The 17,828-nt window shown below is 43.7% G+C and carries 13 protein-coding genes; 7 read left to right on the top strand and 6 right to left on the bottom strand.

The genetic code is table 11. The features are described from left to right. Positions 1-9 precede the first annotated feature (9 nt). From NOM01_RS09995 to NOM01_RS09985, 3 genes are all read right to left on the bottom strand, one after another. Positions 10-288, bottom strand: a complete 279-nt coding sequence (locus tag NOM01_RS09995; RefSeq protein ID WP_255748373.1) for a fructosamine kinase family protein — start codon at positions 286-288, stop codon at positions 10-12. A gap of 267 nt (positions 289-555) precedes the next feature. Further along, positions 556-1,440: an RpnC/YadD family protein gene (locus tag NOM01_RS09990; RefSeq protein WP_255748372.1), complete on the bottom strand. Its 885-nt coding sequence runs from the start codon at positions 1,438-1,440 to the stop codon at positions 556-558. An 88-nt stretch (positions 1,441-1,528) separates the two neighbouring features. Beyond that, positions 1,529-1,918, bottom strand: a complete 390-nt coding sequence (locus NOM01_RS09985; protein WP_255748371.1) for an LSm family protein — start codon at positions 1,916-1,918, stop codon at positions 1,529-1,531. 430 nt (positions 1,919-2,348) lie between these two features. On the opposite strand from NOM01_RS09985, the gene NOM01_RS09980 reads away from it, so the two are divergent. Continuing rightward, positions 2,349-3,365: a L,D-transpeptidase family protein gene (locus NOM01_RS09980; protein WP_255748370.1), complete on the top strand. Its 1,017-nt coding sequence runs from the start codon at positions 2,349-2,351 to the stop codon at positions 3,363-3,365. Positions 3,366-3,544: 179 nt separating this feature from the next. Here NOM01_RS09980 and NOM01_RS09975 read toward each other — a convergent pair whose 3' ends face one another. Then, a complete protein-coding gene (locus NOM01_RS09975; protein ID WP_255748369.1) occupies positions 3,545-4,474 on the bottom strand; it encodes a carbon-nitrogen hydrolase family protein in 930 nt (309 codons plus the stop codon). 280 nt (positions 4,475-4,754) lie between these two features. Between NOM01_RS09975 and NOM01_RS09970 the strand changes: the two genes are divergently transcribed. Further along, positions 4,755-5,699 (top strand): aldo/keto reductase, encoded by a 945-nt coding sequence (locus tag NOM01_RS09970; RefSeq protein WP_255748367.1) that lies wholly within the window; start codon positions 4,755-4,757, stop codon positions 5,697-5,699. 329 nt (positions 5,700-6,028) lie between these two features. Here NOM01_RS09970 and NOM01_RS09965 read toward each other — a convergent pair whose 3' ends face one another. Both NOM01_RS09965 and NOM01_RS09960 read right to left on the bottom strand, forming a co-directional pair. Then, on the bottom strand, positions 6,029-7,081 hold the full coding sequence (locus NOM01_RS09965; protein ID WP_255748366.1) for an SDR family oxidoreductase: 1,053 nt from the start codon (positions 7,079-7,081) through the stop codon (positions 6,029-6,031). A 191-nt stretch (positions 7,082-7,272) separates the two neighbouring features. Next, positions 7,273-8,229, bottom strand: coding sequence for a helix-turn-helix transcriptional regulator (locus NOM01_RS09960; RefSeq protein WP_255748365.1), 957 nt, complete (start codon positions 8,227-8,229; stop codon positions 7,273-7,275). Between the two features lie 84 nt (positions 8,230-8,313). Between NOM01_RS09960 and NOM01_RS09955 the strand changes: the two genes are divergently transcribed. From NOM01_RS09955 to adhE, 5 genes are all read left to right on the top strand, one after another. Further along, positions 8,314-8,790, top strand: a complete 477-nt coding sequence (locus NOM01_RS09955; protein ID WP_255748364.1) for a GyrI-like domain-containing protein — start codon at positions 8,314-8,316, stop codon at positions 8,788-8,790. Between the two features lie 114 nt (positions 8,791-8,904). After that, complete coding sequence (locus NOM01_RS09950) at positions 8,905-11,151, top strand: ATP-binding cassette domain-containing protein (RefSeq protein WP_255748363.1); 2,247 nt, start codon at positions 8,905-8,907, stop codon at positions 11,149-11,151. Between the two features lie 154 nt (positions 11,152-11,305). Continuing rightward, a complete protein-coding gene (locus tag NOM01_RS09945; RefSeq protein ID WP_255748362.1) occupies positions 11,306-12,772 on the top strand; it encodes a glycosyltransferase family protein in 1,467 nt (488 codons plus the stop codon). A 77-nt stretch (positions 12,773-12,849) separates the two neighbouring features. Next, on the top strand, positions 12,850-14,328 hold the full coding sequence (locus NOM01_RS09940) for a malate:quinone oxidoreductase (protein ID WP_255748361.1): 1,479 nt from the start codon (positions 12,850-12,852) through the stop codon (positions 14,326-14,328). A gap of 631 nt (positions 14,329-14,959) precedes the next feature. Further along, the gene (adhE, locus tag NOM01_RS09935) at positions 14,960-17,653 is read left to right on the top strand and encodes a bifunctional acetaldehyde-CoA/alcohol dehydrogenase (protein ID WP_255748360.1); all 2,694 of its coding nucleotides are present in this window, start codon (positions 14,960-14,962) and stop codon (positions 17,651-17,653) included. Positions 17,654-17,828: the final 175 nt, after the last annotated feature.

Here is a 17,828-nt window from a genome sequence, read left to right as displayed (position 1 = left end):
GATTAGATTTTAGTAGAATACAATTATAAAATCAGGTATAGAATAAAAAATTTTTATACTAAGCTTGTTGGCAATTACTCGAGGAGCCTGAATGCCGGCTTCTTTAAAGGCACTTAAACCGGCAATTTCACCTGCGTAGAAGCTTTGCGGTTGATTCGGCTGGATGAGAAGAAAATAGCTTTCCTTGCCGGTATCGATTCGGTAGGCTTGATTGACATCGCCTCCGCCAACACGCGTTACCTGTCTTACATCCTCCAGCGGCAAATGATTTATCCAGTCACTGACCATCTTGTTTCCTCCTCATTGTCAATTGCTTTACTCTAATTATAGAAGGTTTGGAGCTTATTGTTCCATTCGATTCTAGTATTCATCCTTGAGTACTAATCCTTGAGTACTAATCATCCACGATGATACAGGATCTGCGAAACAGAATATTTTGAACGGTAGGATGGATTTGGAAGCGCCACTCACCGTGGTTCGTTCAATTTTTTTAATTAAACAAAAAAGCATCACTCCAACATGGTTTAGGAACGATGCCTGTTCTTTATTTTGCAGTTATTTCTTTAGATTGATGATTTCTTTTATTGATAACCCAGTTAACTCGGAGATGGTGTGGAGATCCATTTGCTTTTGAAGCATGCGCAGCGCCATCTCTTTTTGAGCTTCAATTTTGCCCTCGGTTTTACCTTCAGCCATACCTTCAGCTTTACCCTTCTTCACCCCGCGATCATAGAATGAATTCGGCCATTTGATCACTTGTTCACGCTCATCCTTAGGCAATTCACGGACTTCCTTCATGAGTTGATCCACCTCATTTTCGTTCAGATTTAAATAGGTCTCAAAGAAACCGTTGATCATGCTGCTGCGTGCTTCATCAAGCTGCAAACCAGCCATCTGTCTGAGAAAGGCAAGCCGAACGGCTACACGCTCTTTTTTCTTATAATTCATTTTACTCATCAATGCGGCACTAACAGGATTGTTGCTGTGCATGAATACACGCCAATTCATCTTGCCTAATTCCATCTTTAAAAAACGAAACGTCATGGCATCAAGGAATGGTGTTTTGATGACAAATTCATTGGGTTCATCCCTACCTCCATCATAGCTGAAAATGGCAATAGGTAAAACAGGTTTTCTGAATTTTAGATAAATCATTGAGAAATAGGTGAACATTCGTTGTGGGAAGTGCTCCTGATGCGTATTTTGTGCTTCCATATGAATAATGAGCACGCAATTCTTACTGTTTTCCTTAAATTGAGTTTCAGTAATCACATCAGCACGTTTCTTGTCACCGTCAATGAGATCCGGAAATAATTCTTCAGATAAGAACTTCTTATGCGACAGATCGAGAGCATGGAAGACTTCCTGGAAAAAAGCTTCAAGAAATTCGTCAAAAAAGTTGTGCAGCAATTCTTTGAAGAGACGATTGTGATCAGTCACTCGGTCATGGCTCCTTTGGGGGGAAGGATCATAAGGGGGAAGAGGATCGGAGTTAAAAGAAGTGTAATCATGTTCGTCAGGGGCATAATCAGCAAAAGTACAGTGGCTGGTTCTCTTTTACAGCTCGTTCCATGCCGCCGATGAGTGAACGAATTTCCTGTTTAAAGGTTATTTCTGGCCAATGAGCGGTCAGCTCCTTTAATCGCGGGGCTACGCGTTGACATTCTTCCAAAGACAAGCTGCCTTTGCAGTCTGAATGATCTAGCAACGGGATAATCGCATCATCGAAATCAGCGAATGGGGTCGTACCGCCGAACCCCTCCATTTTATTTAAGTCCCTGCCGATTTCAGAAGCAAGCAGCTCTCTGAATTCATGAAAAAGCCCGTAAGACCAATGGGCGTCACAGTGACTAAAATTGAGAACGATACATATCACTCCTTTTGTTGTTTCTTCATTATTAGATAAAACGCAAATCATTTGCAAACGACTAAAATGCTGAAAAAGAGCTTATGTTAGTGCTTACATATGGTAAAAAAACAACTTGGACTAGATAAATTTTAAAAAAAAGCATAAAAAACTTAAATTACCTCTTTGCTGTCTACACTATTTATTTTTTCATGTTCCGCAGCGTATTCATTTTACCGAAGGGACGGTGAGAAACCTTAACTCATCAATTCTGGGTAAACGAGATCGTACCCAATTAGCGGTATATTAATGGAAAACAAAGCGGAACGAATGATCGGTTGGCTTATCCGGGTGATTCTGTCTCAATAATCATTTTAATGAACCGCTGAATCTTTGATTCTTAAAAAGAATAAAGCAGACACAATGAATCGTTTTGCTATATAATCAGTGTAGTTAATTATTGATCATACATAGAACAAGAAAAATAGCGAAGGTGAACTAATTGAAAAAAATACTAATACTGCTGTTGTTAAGCACGTTGATCCTGTCACTAACCGCGTGTGCAGACAAAGGATCTGTTAAGCCTACGAATAGCAAGCCGGAGAGTAGCAGCGCAGTTGAGCAATCAGATAAGGATAAGGCCGCTTCATCGGTTGAGAAAAAAGAGAGTACCCAGTCTAAGCAAGATAAAGAGAAGACAGCAAAAAAAGATGATGGCAGTAATAATACGGTTCCGCTAAAAGCTTCAAGTAGCAAGAGCACGAAAAGCAGTAATCAAACGGGTAGTTCATCCACTAACCATTCAAGCACGTCAAAGAAAACCGTTAGTAATAAGAGTTCAGAAAGTGAAGATCATAGTGTGAATCAAGCAGAAAATAAAAAGGCAGAAACGAAGCCGGAATCGCCAAAATCAGAGTCTCAGAAGACAAATGTTCAGAATCAGCCGATCATTGCAGAAACGAATTTGGCGAAACGGACCAATCAAATTTTAACGGTTGTTGCCAGCGGTATTCATGCCCATATAACTCTTTGGACAAAGAACGGAGATACGTGGGGTAAATCCTTGGAAACAAATGGATTTGTCGGGAAATACGGAGTAGGCAAGACTCACGAAGGATCAATGAGAACGCCATATGGCGCTTATTCGTTAGGCTTCGCATTTGGTACGAGCAATCCTGGAACGAAGCTGCCGTTTAGAAAGATTACATCAAAATCTTGGTGGGTAGAAGACAGCCATGATCCAAATTATAACACTTGGCAAGAAGGGGATCATTTCAATAAACCAAGTGAGCATCTAGCCGACTATCCTGTTCAGTATAAGTACGCCATTGTCATCAACTATAATACTGCTCGAACTCCTTGGGCAGGATCAGGATTTTTCGTTCATGTTTCTAATGGCGGCTATACCGCCGGATGCGTCTCCTTGCCCCAGAGTCAGATGGTTAGGCTGCTAAATACGGTAACATCGGGTGCTTATATTCTGAACGTAACTAGCGAGAGCCAGATTAAGGGATTTTAAAAAAGTTTTTTTCGTTTTATTTCTAATTAGTTTTAGCCCATTTTAGAACACATATCTTTCTTTACTATTAAATAAAATCCCTCCACCATACCTAAGAGAATGTATCTTTCTCTCTCATGTACACTGAAGGGATCATGTTCGTTTGTCATCGTTTTTACTGTTTTAGGCTTACTTAAAACTTAATTATCATGAACGATCAGTTCCAAAATATCCGGTCTGGAGTAATGGCCGGTGGCGTCGAATTCCATGCGGCTCATCGGCACTTGGTCCATATCGATATCCGCATAAATGATTTCTTCTTGATCCCAAACCGGCTGGGTGACGTAATGGCCGTAAGGATCGACAATACAGCTGCCGCCGGTGCAAATCTCTTGCGGGAGTTGTGCAATTTCATCCGGGCAGTGGAGGCTGTCCGGGTACATTTCTTTGGTTACATATTGATTGCAGTTAAGGACATAGCAGTGGCCCTCGATGGCAATATGGCGGATCGTATCTTGCCATTCGGGATTGTTGTTGGTGTTCGGCGCAACGTACAGCGCTACGCCCTTTTGGTAAAGCGCCACACGTGCAAGCGGCATATAATTTTCCCAACAAATCAAGCTGCCCATGTTGCCCCAAGGCGTATCAACAATAGGGAACATAAACTCACGCTCATGGCAGTCGGCCCAGATATAGCGCTCGGCGCCGGTTGGTTTAATTTTACGATGCTTGCCGACCAGCTCACCTTCGGGGGAGAAAAACAGGTTCGTACAATAAAGCGAGCAATTGGTTGCATCGCGTTCGGTGATACCGAGACTCACAAAGGCGTGTGCATCACGCGCAGCCTTGGCAATTCGATCGGTATCCTCGCTTGGCACCAGCATCGCGTGATCATAATATACTTTCCAATCCTTGCGTCCGTCTTCGTTTCGGCTCCCGACCTTGAAGCCGAAGCTCATGCCGAAAGGATAGCAGGGCACATAAGACTCCGGAAATACGATTAAATCGGCACCTTGCTCTCCGGCGGCAAGAATCTCTGAGACAACCTTGTCAACCGTAGCGGCTTTGTTGAACAGCACCGGTGAACCTTGTACTAAAGCGATCCGACAGTTCTTCGCTAAATCCTTCATTGCATTGCTCCTCACCAATTATTATTGTTTTTATAAGTTTAACTTGTCCTGCTGTGATTGACTAGAGTCTTGTTCAGATATGCAAGTGTAGATGCCTTCATCAGTAGAGCTCGATCAGCTTGTCTGTTCCTATGATTGAATCAAGCTGGATAAGATTTCGTAGTATCCTCACACCACGAGCAATCCTTGATACATGTCCCTAATGGCAAACACAATTACGGATTTCTAGTAATTGCTATGCTATATTCATAGTGATAAGAATTTTTGAGGAGGCTTGCTGATGGATAAGATTAAAATTGGAAAAAGCCAAGTTGAAACAGCACCACTTGGACTCGGTACAAATAAAGTCGGCGGACACAATTTGTTTCCCAATTTATCGGAATCAGATGGTCGGGAAACCGTTCGTTGCGCTCTTGAATCAGGAATTCAACTGCTCGATACAGCATTTATGTATGGTAAGGGACGCTCTGAGGAATTGATCGGCGAAGTCATTGCCGATTTTCCAAGGGATCAAGTGATTATTGCCGACAAAGCGGCCCACGATCTCTCCAGCGGTGAAATGGTACTGAATAATGAACCACAATTTCTGAAAAAATCGGTGGAAGATGCACTAGAGCGACTGAAAACAGATTATATTGATATCTTCTATATTCATTTTCCTGATGAAAAGACACCGAAAAGCGAGGCGGTCGGCGCACTTCAGGAACTGAGAGAAGCGGGAAAAATACGAGCAATCGGTATTTCAAATTTCACGCTTGAGCAGACGAAGGAAGCAAATCAAGACGGTTATGTTGATGTGGTCGAGAATTACTACAGCTTAATTCATCGTGATGAGGAAGAAAATTTATTCCCGTATTTGAAAGTCGAGAATATTTCTTTTGTTCCGTATTTCCCGCTTGAGTCAGGTCTGCTGACCGGCAAATACACGAAGGATTCCACCTTTGCTGAGAATGATCCGCGTAGTAAAAGTGAGAAATTCACGGGGGAAGCGTTCCAAAAAACGATGGCGGCGGTTGACAACCTTCGTCCAATCGCCCAGCGGCATCATGTTGATGTGCTCCAGATTGTGTTGGCGTGGTATTTAGCCAATCCTGATTTAGCTGCAGTGATTCCCGGTGCACGCAATGCCGGACAGATTCCGGGAATCGTGCAATCAGCAGAAGTGAAGCTCTCAAAAGATGAATACGATCTCATCGATCAAAGCTTTTCGGCCGTGCGATTGTGAACGCTTCAAAGCGACATAGAAAATCAAAAAGAGCGCCTAAGCGGCGCTTTTTTTAACTAGTAAAGAAAGTATAAGATTTTGCCCCGCTGGTACGACGATAAGGTTATACGTCGCTGATGCCCAATCCGCATTTATCGGATGGGCGATCAAGTAAGCGTCCAATTTTGATAAATAGGCGGAGAAATTCCGCTTATCGAATCGAAAAACGTAAAAATGGTAGGGTTTTGATTTGCATAAGCGGAAAAATTACCCTTATTTACCGGCGAAACAAGTGCCATGATGCATATAATCGGAAAATTTCCGCTTATTTTACTCGTCCCACAAAACGGTCAGAACGGAAGGATCTTTTCATTTTTGAATTCGGTAAAAAGTCGGAGAAACATCGTTTGACTGTCTTGCACGTCGTGAAAACCGAATTTTCGGAGCTTGGTTGTGCTCGACATGACATCGTAATCGCAGTTGAAAATGAAATCGCCAAATCCCCAGGACGCTAATTTTTGGTAAGGAATCGGACGAAGATGATATTTATCAATGATTCCCGACCAGAGCGGCTGTTTGTCTACCATGACTCGGGCCAGTTGTATCGGCTGAGGTGAGGCTGCGTTCATCTGGAAGTGTTCTGCAATGATTGGCCACAGATTTTCCCAACGAAAAAAGTCGCCATTGGTTACATTAAACGTTTCAAAAGCACATTTTTCTTCCGTGACTGCCCATGCCGTGCACCGTGCGAGGAGTTCAGCATCGGTAACTTGAGCAAGATAAGGATAGGCTTTTCCCGGGAAACGAAGCGGCAAGCCGAGCTCTTTGGAAATTGATGCATAAGTACCGATGACCATGGCAATATTCATCGGATTACCGACTGAGAATCCACAAACAACGTCGGGACGTAGGATCGTCCACGACCACGATTTTCCCTTTTGTGCCTCTCGCATATAGTCTTCCTGGTTATAATAGAAATTAGGCGGCATATGGCGGGGATCTGTTTCTTGAGCAGGGGTCTTAAATGGACCGATATGAACGCCGTACGCCTTGACCCCCTGCATTAACAGTACACGTTCCAAACCTGGTGCGGCCTGTTCCGTCGCGTTCAGTACGTTCTGGAACATGGCAAGATTGATCGCGACTTGCTGCTCCGGATTCGATTCGTGATCCTGATACGCCGCATAGATTAAATGAGTCACATGCTTCAGATCACTGAATTTTACCTTTAACTCCTCCGGTTGAAGCAAATCCGCCTCAATATAGCGTACCCCATCAGAATTCTCCGGCTTTTTTCTGGAGACCCCAATGACCTCCCAGTCTTCACGTTTTGCTAGATGGGAAACAAGATATCGGCCAATCACTCCGGTTGCGCCGGCAATAAGTGCTGTTTTTTTCGTCATTATTCACCCTCCTGTTCTCGTCCAGTTCAATGAGTTCATGCATTACCTTTTGTAATCCCTTTTGTGCTCCCCTAAAAACAGTTCCTCTTTATTATTTCTCGATCAGTTACATTTTTCCAATAATATGCTGGTGGATCACAGGCCTCATTTTTGACGATGAATCAACAGACAAAGCCATGGGTGCAGTGTTTTTACCACCTAGACAGTTTTTTCTGGATCGCGTTTCGCAGTTCATCGGGCATCATCACAACGTTTAATTCATCTCCTAAAAACAGCAGCCACTCAGCGTAATAAGCTAATCGTTCCTTATTGTGTACCTCGATAAAATCGGAAAATCTTGCGGTTTGTTGAAAAGGATCTAAATAGTTCAAACTAAGTGTTGGCGGGTGTAGCTGTTTGAACTTATTAATTGCGAGTCTGCCTAACGTGACAATCAAATTAGGTTCGAGGCGATTTATTTTTAATTGCTCAGTGAGCTGTTTTTGTGACATTGGTGGTTGATTATCAATACGCGCTGCTTGAATGCGGTCAACGCGAAATGTCCGCTGCGCTTTGCGCACAAAATCAAAGGCTGCGGCGTACCAATTTGCATTTCGATTGAAAAAATTGAGCAGATACACGCGCCGCATCATCGGTTCATCGTGCGGTTTTTGGTAATCAAAGATGAGATAACGGCTCTTTAACGCGAGTTCGAGTACCGTTTTAAGCATTGGTGTGGGAAAGTCGGCTAGTTCCAGCAAGTCGGGATTGTTTGGATTGGTATTTTCAAAGTGCAGCAAGTGCTTTAACTCAATTAACTCGTCTTGTTGACCGGTTGAGGCAATGGCGAGTAACTTTTCACTTAACGTTTTACGATTTTGCAGATAGGGCAGTTGTTGATTCGCCGTTCCTAGAAAGGCAATAAACAATGCTTTGAGCTCATTGTTGGTAAATTGCACAGCAGGCAATAATTGATTTGACAGGATCGAATAACCACCGTCACGGCCGACTTCGGCAACGAGCGGCATTCCTAGTGCTTCAATATCGTGCACATCACGTATCGCCGTTGAACGCGAAATATCAAACTCGCGCATCAATTCGCTGATGGTAAAGAATTGTCGGTTATTCATGTACCGCATCATGGTATTTAAACGTTCCGTTCGTTTCATTTCTTTGAATTCCTTTTAAAGGTATCATTTTTTGACACAATTAAGCTTTACACTAAGTATATCAAATTAAAGGAGACACAAAACATGCCCGATTACAAAATTCAAACAAAAGAAGCATTCACAGTAATTGCATATGGTACAAAGCTTCCTGATGATTACGCTCAAATTCCTGCCGCTAAAGCTGCTTGGTGGGAGAAGATCATGGAGGACGGACGCTGGGATCAATTAAAGCATTTAGCGGATAACGACTTAGAATTTGCAGTCAATGAAGCGATTAATGGTGAGATGCGCTATTATTCCGGTGTGCAAAGCGGTGCAGAACTGCCCGATGGAAAAGATTCCCGCACCATTCAATTCCCCGCTGGTGACTATCTCGTCATTGCCGGTTCAGCAGACAGCGCGGGTCAATTATTCGGTCAATTAGAAGGTGCTGCTTTTGGACAAGTTTTGGCCAATGCAACTGATTTTGCCTATGTCGGCGGTCCGAACACGTCGGTAAAAACGAGTGAAACGAATGGCAAAATTAACGGTGAGATTTGGATTCCAATTGTAAGAAAGTAAGCTGAAGCGCGATCATAGGTCGCGCTTTTTACTATGAGGACTTGAGGCTTGCTTTGCTGTTCAGCTTCTGGTAACTTTTGGATCAGTCATAAAAATAATTCACCGGAGGTTTCCATGGTCAATCATCCATTTATCGAAATCGTTAATGATCGCGAGAATAATCTCAAAAATGTGAGTTTAAAAATTCCAAAAAACAAGCTGACCGTGTTTACTGGGGTTTCCGGATCCGGAAAATCATCGATTGTTTTTGATACGATTGCTCAAGAGGCAGGAAGGCAGTGGAATAGTACATATAGCAGCTTTGTTCGGACATTCCTGCCCCATTATAAGCGACCGGATGCAGATGACATCCAAAATCTTTCAACTGCGATCATCATTGATCAGAAACCTCTTGGCGGTAATGCCCGATCGACGCTGGGCACAATAACGGATATTAATCCGCTCTTACGCTTGTTGTTCTCACGTTTTGCTCATCCACACTACGGAGGCGGTAGTAATGCCTTTTCATTTAACGATCCGGCGGGGATGTGCCCCAAATGTCAGGGAATCGGACGAAGCTACGTTTTGAAGCGAGACGCTGCCGTTGATTTTGAAAAATCGATTACACAAGGCGCCATTCAATTACCCGGCTATTCAACGAAATCATTTTATCTTCAGATGATCATGAATTCGGGACTGTTTGACAACGATAAGCCCATTAAAGACTTTTCTGAAGATGAATTGGAACGCTTTTTTAACGGTGAGGAAAAAATTACAGTCGATTATAAGGGTACGAAACAAAAGATCACTTTTGAGGGGATTGAAAAGCAGTTCTTGCGTCTCAACATTATGGCCAATAAGGATATGACTCCCGCAAAAAAGAAAACCATTGATCGCTTTGCGGAGATGGCAACGTGTGATGTCTGTCATGGTCAGCGCTATAATCAAGAGGTTTTGGCTTCGAAGATAAACGGATTGACTATTTTTGAACTCACCGATATGCAATTGGATGACCTGGCACGAACTTTAGATCAATTCAATGACGAGGGTATGGCGCCCATCATTAGTGATCTTAAAAAGCGAATTGGCGATTTGATTGACATTGGATTAGACTATTTGAGTTTAACACGTGAGACGACGACCCTTTCAGGCGGTGAATCACAGCGCGTCAAAACCATTAAATATTTATCCAATAGTTTAACCGACTTGATTTACATTTTGGATGAACCAAGTACAGGGCTTCACCCGAGAGACGTTCACCGACTCAACGAGCTGCTCCTGAAACTGCGCGATAAGGGCAACACCGTCATTGTCGTGGAGCATGATCCTGACGTAATTAAAATCGCGGATTTCGTGGTGGATGTGGGTCCAAAAGCCGGAATTCATGGCGGTGAAATTATGTTCACAGGCAGCTATCCGGAATTATTAAAAACGGATACGTTGACCGGTAACTACTTAATGCACAAATTGCCGCTTAACAAGACGCCAAGACAGCCCAAGCAATTGATCAGCAGTCAGCCAAGCTCCTTACACAATTTGAAAAACGTCAGTTTAACAGTGCCGGTTGGATTATTTACCGTCATCACAGGTGTTGCCGGCTCTGGGAAGAGTACGTTAGTTGAACAAGTCTTTGCAAAACAATTTCCAGAAACGGTGATCATCAGTCAAAGCGCTTTGCACGCCAACAGCAGGTCTAATTCTGCCACGTACACCGGAATTATGGATATCATTCGTAAATTGTTTGCTCAGCATAATCAGGTTGATGCGGGGTTGTTCAGCTCCAACTCGAAGGGGGCTTGTCCAGAATGCGGCGGCAAGGGTGTCATTGAACTGAATTTGGCCTTCATGGACAATTCCGAGGTTGAATGTCCGGTTTGTCACGGAACGCGATTTGATCCTGAGGTTCTGTCTTACAAGTTAAAGAATAAAAACATTGTTGAGATCATGGATATGACGATTGAGGAAGCCTTTGACTTCTTCAATGATTCAAAAATCACTTCCAAGTTAGCGAATGTCTCAAATGTCGGTTTAGGTTATCTTTCTTTGGGACAATCACTGGACACACTTTCCGGTGGCGAGAGCCAGCGCCTGAAAATCGCAACTGAGTTGAATAAAAAAGGGAACATCTATATTTTAGATGAGCCCACAACGGGGTTACACACATCCGACGTCGAAAATATCATTCGTATTATCAATGATCTCGTCGAGAAGGGAAACACGGTTCTCGTCATTGAACATAATACAGACGTGATGCGCAGTGCCGACTGGATTATTGATATTGGCCCGGACGGCGGTTCTCGCGGTGGTGAGATTATTTACGAAGGACCGGTAGAAGGAATTTCAGGTGCCTCTCAATCCGTTACAGCAAAGTATCTTTTATAAAATCATGATTTTGACTAGTTACTCCTACTGTTAGTATAAGGTGTAAAAATATGGGATAAGTCTGATCATTGGACGGCCATGCTTTTGCTGTATAATAGACACAATGATGTTGATTAGATTAGGATCGTAAGATTTACTTCAGGAGGGGCATGGATTGGCAGAGAGCGAGTTGAATTCACTTAGGAAAATGATCGCTTCTCTTTTTTTGAGCGTATCGTTTTTCCTGCTCCTTATCAATATCTTTTTCACCCGAGGCTACCAGTCGATCGGTCTGACAGCTTCGCTTTCTTTTAAATGGATCACCTTGCTGGCGGCAGTGGTAATGATCTGCGTGCTGATCAAATTCCGAGAGTCAATAGTCGACGCAGCCGGCCGAATACCGGTAAAAGCGGCTGTCGCTGTTTTATTAGGTATAAGTATTCTTATGCAATTCACAGCCCTCTCCTTGTTAAATGTGACGCCCTCATGGGATTTCGGCTGGGTGATCAACGGAGCTCAACATCTGATTGAAAGAGGCAGGCTTTTAGATTACTATCTGAGGTACCCTAATAATATTTTCATTACCTATGTGCTGGCGCTGATCGGAAAGCTGCTGGCGCCAAAGCTGATCATCTACCAGATTTGTAATATCCTCGCGATTGTAATCAGTCAATATTTGATTTATCGCGTGACGGAGAAGCTGGCGGGAGCATCGCTTGGGCTGATTAGTCTGTTGATCAGCATTTTATTTTTTCCATATATTTTTTATGCGCCGATTGTCTACACGGATACACTGTCGCTGCTTTTCTTGCTGATCCCTATCAATCTGTTGATAGATCGGAACGGGCAGTTCAAGAGTCGGTTGTTCATCATTGTACTCGTTTCCTTTTTCTTTTCGCTCTGTCTGCTGCTAAAGGGGACATTAATCGTCTTTGTCATTGCTTATCTGCTCGTGCTGCTCTTATTTCTGCCTCGTTGGAAAAAGCTTTACAGCCTTCTTCCTGTGATCATTGTGCTGATCGTCCAGATCCTGTTCAACCAGAGTGTATATACAAGCGGGATCATCAACAGTAATGAATTGGCAAACCAGCGTTTTCCGGTCACACATTGGCTGATGATGGGGCAAAATCCATGGACATACGGCAAGCATACGATGCATGACGTCAATTGGACACGGGAAATGCTGAAGAACGAACCGCGCAAGCAGGTTGAGCAGACACAATTGAAAGAGTTCAGGCGCCGGATTATGGCAAGAGGCTGGCTCGGCAATGGACGTTTTAATTTGGAGAAACTGAATGAGACCTGGACCGACGGGACCTATTATGCATTGTTCGTACTGAAGCGAGAACCAGTCAGGCCGAATGTGATTAAACGTCTGACTGCCGAGCCCTTAGGCTTTTTCGTGCAGGGCTATGCACGGATACAGTCGCTCATCCTGATGGCAGGTATTTTTCTGTTTGCCGTACGGATGAAAAAGTCGGATCCGATGATTACTATGTTCATGCTCACGGTGATCGGCTTCTTCTTGTTCCTGATCATTTGGGAAACGCGATCGCGTTATCTGGTCAGCTTGACGCCATTTTTGATTATTATGTGCAGTATCGGCTATTTTGAGGGAAATCAACGTTCCGCAAAACAATAGAAACGGCTGCGTTGTCTTTGAATGGCGGTTTGGCGAAGCCAAGTGATTTAGCGAAATAGGAAATAAGGAAGGTAATCATGAGCAGCATGTACAAAGAAACAGATGTGATTTTAATCGGTGCGGGTATCATGAGTGCGACATTGGCATCTCTATTGAAGGAACTCGCCCCGGAATGGAAGATCAGCGTGTTTGAAAAACTCAGCGGTCCGGGAAAAGAGAGCTCGAATGAATGGAATAACGCTGGTACGGGCCATTCGGCGCTGTGCGAGTTGAACTATACACCTGAAAAATCGGATGGATCAATCGATATCACGAAAGCGGTCAAAGTCAATGAAAAGTTTCAGCTGTCGCGACAGTTCTGGTCCTATCTCGTCAGAAGCGGACGGATTCAAAATCCGCAGGAATTTATCCGGCCGATTCCGCATATGAGCTTCGTTGAAGGAGACAAAAATGTAACGTTTCTGAAGAAGCGTTTTGAGGCATTATCAAACCATCCTTTGTTTCAAGGAATGGAATTTTCCGCTGATCCGGACAAACTGAAGCAATGGATTCCGCTGATCATGGAGGGCCGTACAGCAAATGAACCAATAGCGGCAACCAAAATTGATTCGGGGACGGATGTCAATTTCGGCGCGTTGACACGCATGCTGTTTGAGCACTTAAAGGATGAACAGGGTGCGATCAATTACAAGCATCGAGTAAAAAATATTGAACGCATGAGCGATGGCTTATGGGAAGTGAAGGTTCAGGATCTGGACAGCGGAGAAATCGAGTACCACACTGCAAAATTCGTTTTTATCGGTGCTGGCGGTGGAAGTCTTCCTTTGCTGCAGAAAACCGGTATTCCTGAGTCCAAACATATTGGAGGCTTCCCGGTCAGCGGTCTATTCATGGTCTGCCGAAATCCGGAAGTCGTCGCCAAGCATCATGCAAAAGTATATGGCAAGGCGAAGATTGGCGCACCGCCGATGTCTGTTCCGCACCTTGATACGCGATATATTGATGGGCAACAAAGCTTACTGTTCGGACCATTTGCCGGTTTCTCACCGAAATTTTTAAAAAGAGGTTCTAATCTGGACCTAATTCGCTCAGTCAAACCAAGCAATGTGCTGACCATGCTGGCTGCCGGAATGAAACAGAGAAAACTGACCCAATACTTAATCCAGCAAGTGCTGCTTTCCAATGAAAAACGGATGGAAGCACTTCGCACATTTATTCCGAATGCCAAAAGCGAGGATTGGGAGATCGTCGTCGCCGGTCAACGGGTGCAGGTAATCAAAGACACGGCAGCCGGCAAGGGGAACCTTCAATTTGGCACGGAAGTCGTCAACAGTGCCGACGGATCGCTTGCAGCTTTACTTGGTGCATCTCCCGGCGCTTCCACAGCCGTATTTGTCATGCTTGATGTCTTAGAGAGATGCTTCACTGAGCAGATGCCGGGCTGGAAAGCAAAGATCAAAGAAATAATTCCTTCGTATGGAATCTCATTGGCGAAAAATCCGGATCTCATCAAGGAAGTCCATGCATCAACGGCACAGACACTTGGATTAAGATAAGAAATTAAATCGACTGGATGACAGGAGGCTGTCCCTATGTTGCATTGACAACATGGGGACAGCCTCCTTTTACTTTTCACAATCATTAATGATTGCTGTGATCGCACAATTGAATGATCAGATTGGCTAAGTAGTCGGGATTTAAGATTAAAAAGATCATGATGAATAAAATTTTGACGATTTTAAAAAAAGCATTGACTTTGGGGATCTGAGGGCTATTATAGATGGTGTAAAGAAAACGTTTTCAAAAACATACGTAAGTGCAATAGCTATTTTTTTATCAATATCATGTGAAATGATTCACAATAAAGGAGATGGGCTTTATGTTAAGAGCAGCTCATCACTAAAGGATCAACTATTGGATCTGCTTGCAGAGAAATGAGCAGTGAAACATTCTGCTCAATGCATTGATGACGGATGAATTTATTAGGGAAATTGAAAATCACTCAGATCTCGCACTGTTGCACACACGTTTCATCTTATTGGAATCAAAGTAGTTTGCAAGGTCTCCTGATGTACCGAAAGTTATTGAATTGGAAAAAAAGTCTTGAATTTTTCATCTTAACATAGGTGTAAAAAGACTGCTATTTAGCGGATTTTTTTAAAAAAGTAGAAAAAGGGAGTGTTTACAATGGTACAAGAAGTAAAACCAAGGGTAAAAAAAGTGTTGTCTGATGATGAAAAAAAAGCTTTGATGGAAGAAGCGAAAAAATATACGTCCGGATTGGTCGATAAAGCCTTGGAAGCAGAAAAAGCATATTCCGAGTTCACACAGGCACAGGTTGATAAGATTGTTGCTGCAGCAGCTCTGGCAGGATCAGAAGCAGCTTTGATGCTTGCACATGAGGCAGTTGATGAAACCAGACGCGGAGTTGTTGAAGATAAGGACACGAAAAATCGTTTTGCAACTGAAAACGTTTACAATACAATCAAGAATGACAAAACAGTTGGTGTGATTCATGAGAATAAAGTTGCCGGCGAAGTTCAAATCGCGGCTCCATTGGGGGTATTGGCGGGGATTGTACCAACGACTAATCCGACCTCAACGACAATGTTCAAATCATTACTGGCATTGAAAACACGAAATGCAATCGTTTTTGCCTTTCATCCGCAAGCGCAAAAGTGCTCTGCTCATGCGGCCAAAATAGTATATGAGGCAGCCGTAGCCGCCGGCGCGCCTAAAGATGTTATTCAATGGATTGAAAAACCGTCGCTTAACAATACAACAGCGCTCATTCGCAATACCAAAATCGCTTCTATATTAGCAACCGGAGGTCCGGGGATGGTTAATGCGGCATTGCAATCAGGTAATCCGTCCATGGGTGTCGGTGCCGGTAACGGGGCAATATTTGTTGACCACACAGCGCATCTTGACCGGGCAGTCGAAGATTTGCTGTTGTCGAAACGATTTGACAACGGAATGATCTGCGCTACTGAAAACTCAGTGGTTGTTGAAGCACCAATCTATGATCAATGGATGAACAGAATGCTGGAAAAAGGCGCCTACCTTGTTCCTAAGAAAGATTATCAAAAAATAGCTGATTTCGTTTTCAATGACAACCATGGGGTAAACGGACCGGTTGCCGGCAGACCTGCTCGATGGATTGCGGAACAGGCAGGTGTCATTCTTCCGGAGGGCAAGGATGTTATGTTGTTTGAGCTTGACCCGAAGAACATTGGCGAAAAACTCTCCTCTGAGAAGCTGTCTCCGTTGCTGTCTGTTTATAAAGCTAAGGATCGTGATCAAGGTGTTCAAATTATTGCAGCTCTTTTGGATTACCAAGGAGCAGGACACAATGCAGCGATTCAAATCGGCTCACAGGCAGATCCGTTTATCAATGAGTACGGCGAAAAGACTAAGGCCGCTCGAATTCTAGTGAATCAACCGGATTCAATCGGAGGCATTGGCGATATTTACACAGATGCACTGCGTGCAAGCTTGACTTTAGGAACAGGATCATGGGGGAAAAATTCATTGTCGCATAACTTATCAACTGAAGACTTATTGAATATCAAAACCGTCGCAAAACGTCGTAATCGTCCGCAATGGGTTCGTTTACCGGAAAAAATATATTATGAAAAAAATGCAATTTCTTATCTCCAGGACATTGAAAAAGTTTCACGGGCATTTATTGTTGCGGATCCGGGAATGGTTAAATTCGGTTTCGTTGACAAGGTTTATGAACAGTTGGAAATTCGAGATAATGTGGTAAAAACGTCGATCTATGGGACCGTTCGACCTGACCCAACACTGGGGCAGACGATCGAAATTGCAAAACAAATGAGCGAGTTCCAACCGGATACAGTCATTGCGATCGGCGGTGGATCTGCGCTGGATGCGTCTAAAATTGCCCGCTTTATCTATGAGTACTCACTGGAACAAGAACCCGGATTCTTAGACAGCTACGAAAAAGTCAGTGAGTTGTTCACGCGTTTGCAACAGAAATTCATTGATATCCGCAAACGAATCGTTAAGTTCCATCATCAAACGCAGACCCAGTTGGTTGCCATCCCGACAACATCCGGAACAGGGTCTGAGGTAACGCCGTACGCGGTAATCACAGACGATAACACACATGTTAAATACCCATTGACTGATTATGAACTGACACCGCAAATTGCCATCGTCGATCCGGAATTTGTCATGACCGTTCCGAAAAGAACCGTTGCGCTGTCCGGACTGGATACACTGTCTCACGCTTTGGAAGCCTATGTTTCAGTTATGGCATCTGAATTTACACGTCCGTGGTCACTGCAGGCAATTAAGCTTGTCTTTGAGAACCTGGAAGAATCGTATAAGTATGATCCTAAGAACCCGACACTCTCGGGTGAGCAGGCACGCGAAAAAATGCATTATGCTGCTACTTTGGGTGGTATGGCGTTTGCCAATGCCTTCCTTGGAATCAATCACTCGCTTGCGCATAAAACTGGTGGGGAATTTGGATTACCGCATGGTTTGGCCATTTCAATCGCAATGCAGCATGTTATTCGTTTCAATGGTGTCTCCGGCAGAGTAAAACGGACGCCGTTCCCGCGTTACGAAGTATATCGCGGTCAAAAAGACTATGCCGACATTGCACGTTCTTTAGGCATGCAAGGAACGAGCGATGCAGAGCTGGTTGAAGCATTTTGCGATAAGATAGCGGCTTTAATGAAAGCTCTGGATGTTGTGCCTAAACTGTCGGCCAATGGTGTGACTCAGCAGCAATTTGACGCTGCACTTGATAAATTGGTTGATTTGATTTATAACGACCAGTGCACACCGGCGAATCCACGTCAGCCGGGATTGGATGAAATAAGACAATTGCTGATTGACCAGTTTTAATGAATATGTTTATTAGCATTTAAGTAGAGCTGAAACAATAGTCCGATTCTACAGGGGTTGAACAAGCCTGTTCCGGATTTATTGCGTGCAACAAGTGAAGAAAGTGAATGAACCTCCTAAGGTGAACGAACAAATTCAACTTTAGGAGGATTTATTATGGTCAAATAGTCAATGG

The organism is Sporolactobacillus sp. STSJ-5, from assembly GCF_024385605.1.
In the GTDB taxonomy this organism is placed as follows: domain Bacteria; phylum Bacillota; class Bacilli; order Bacillales; family Sporolactobacillaceae; genus Sporolactobacillus.
The sequence above is the reverse complement of the archived record's forward strand: the minus strand, read 5'-3'. Positions and strand labels throughout refer to the sequence as shown.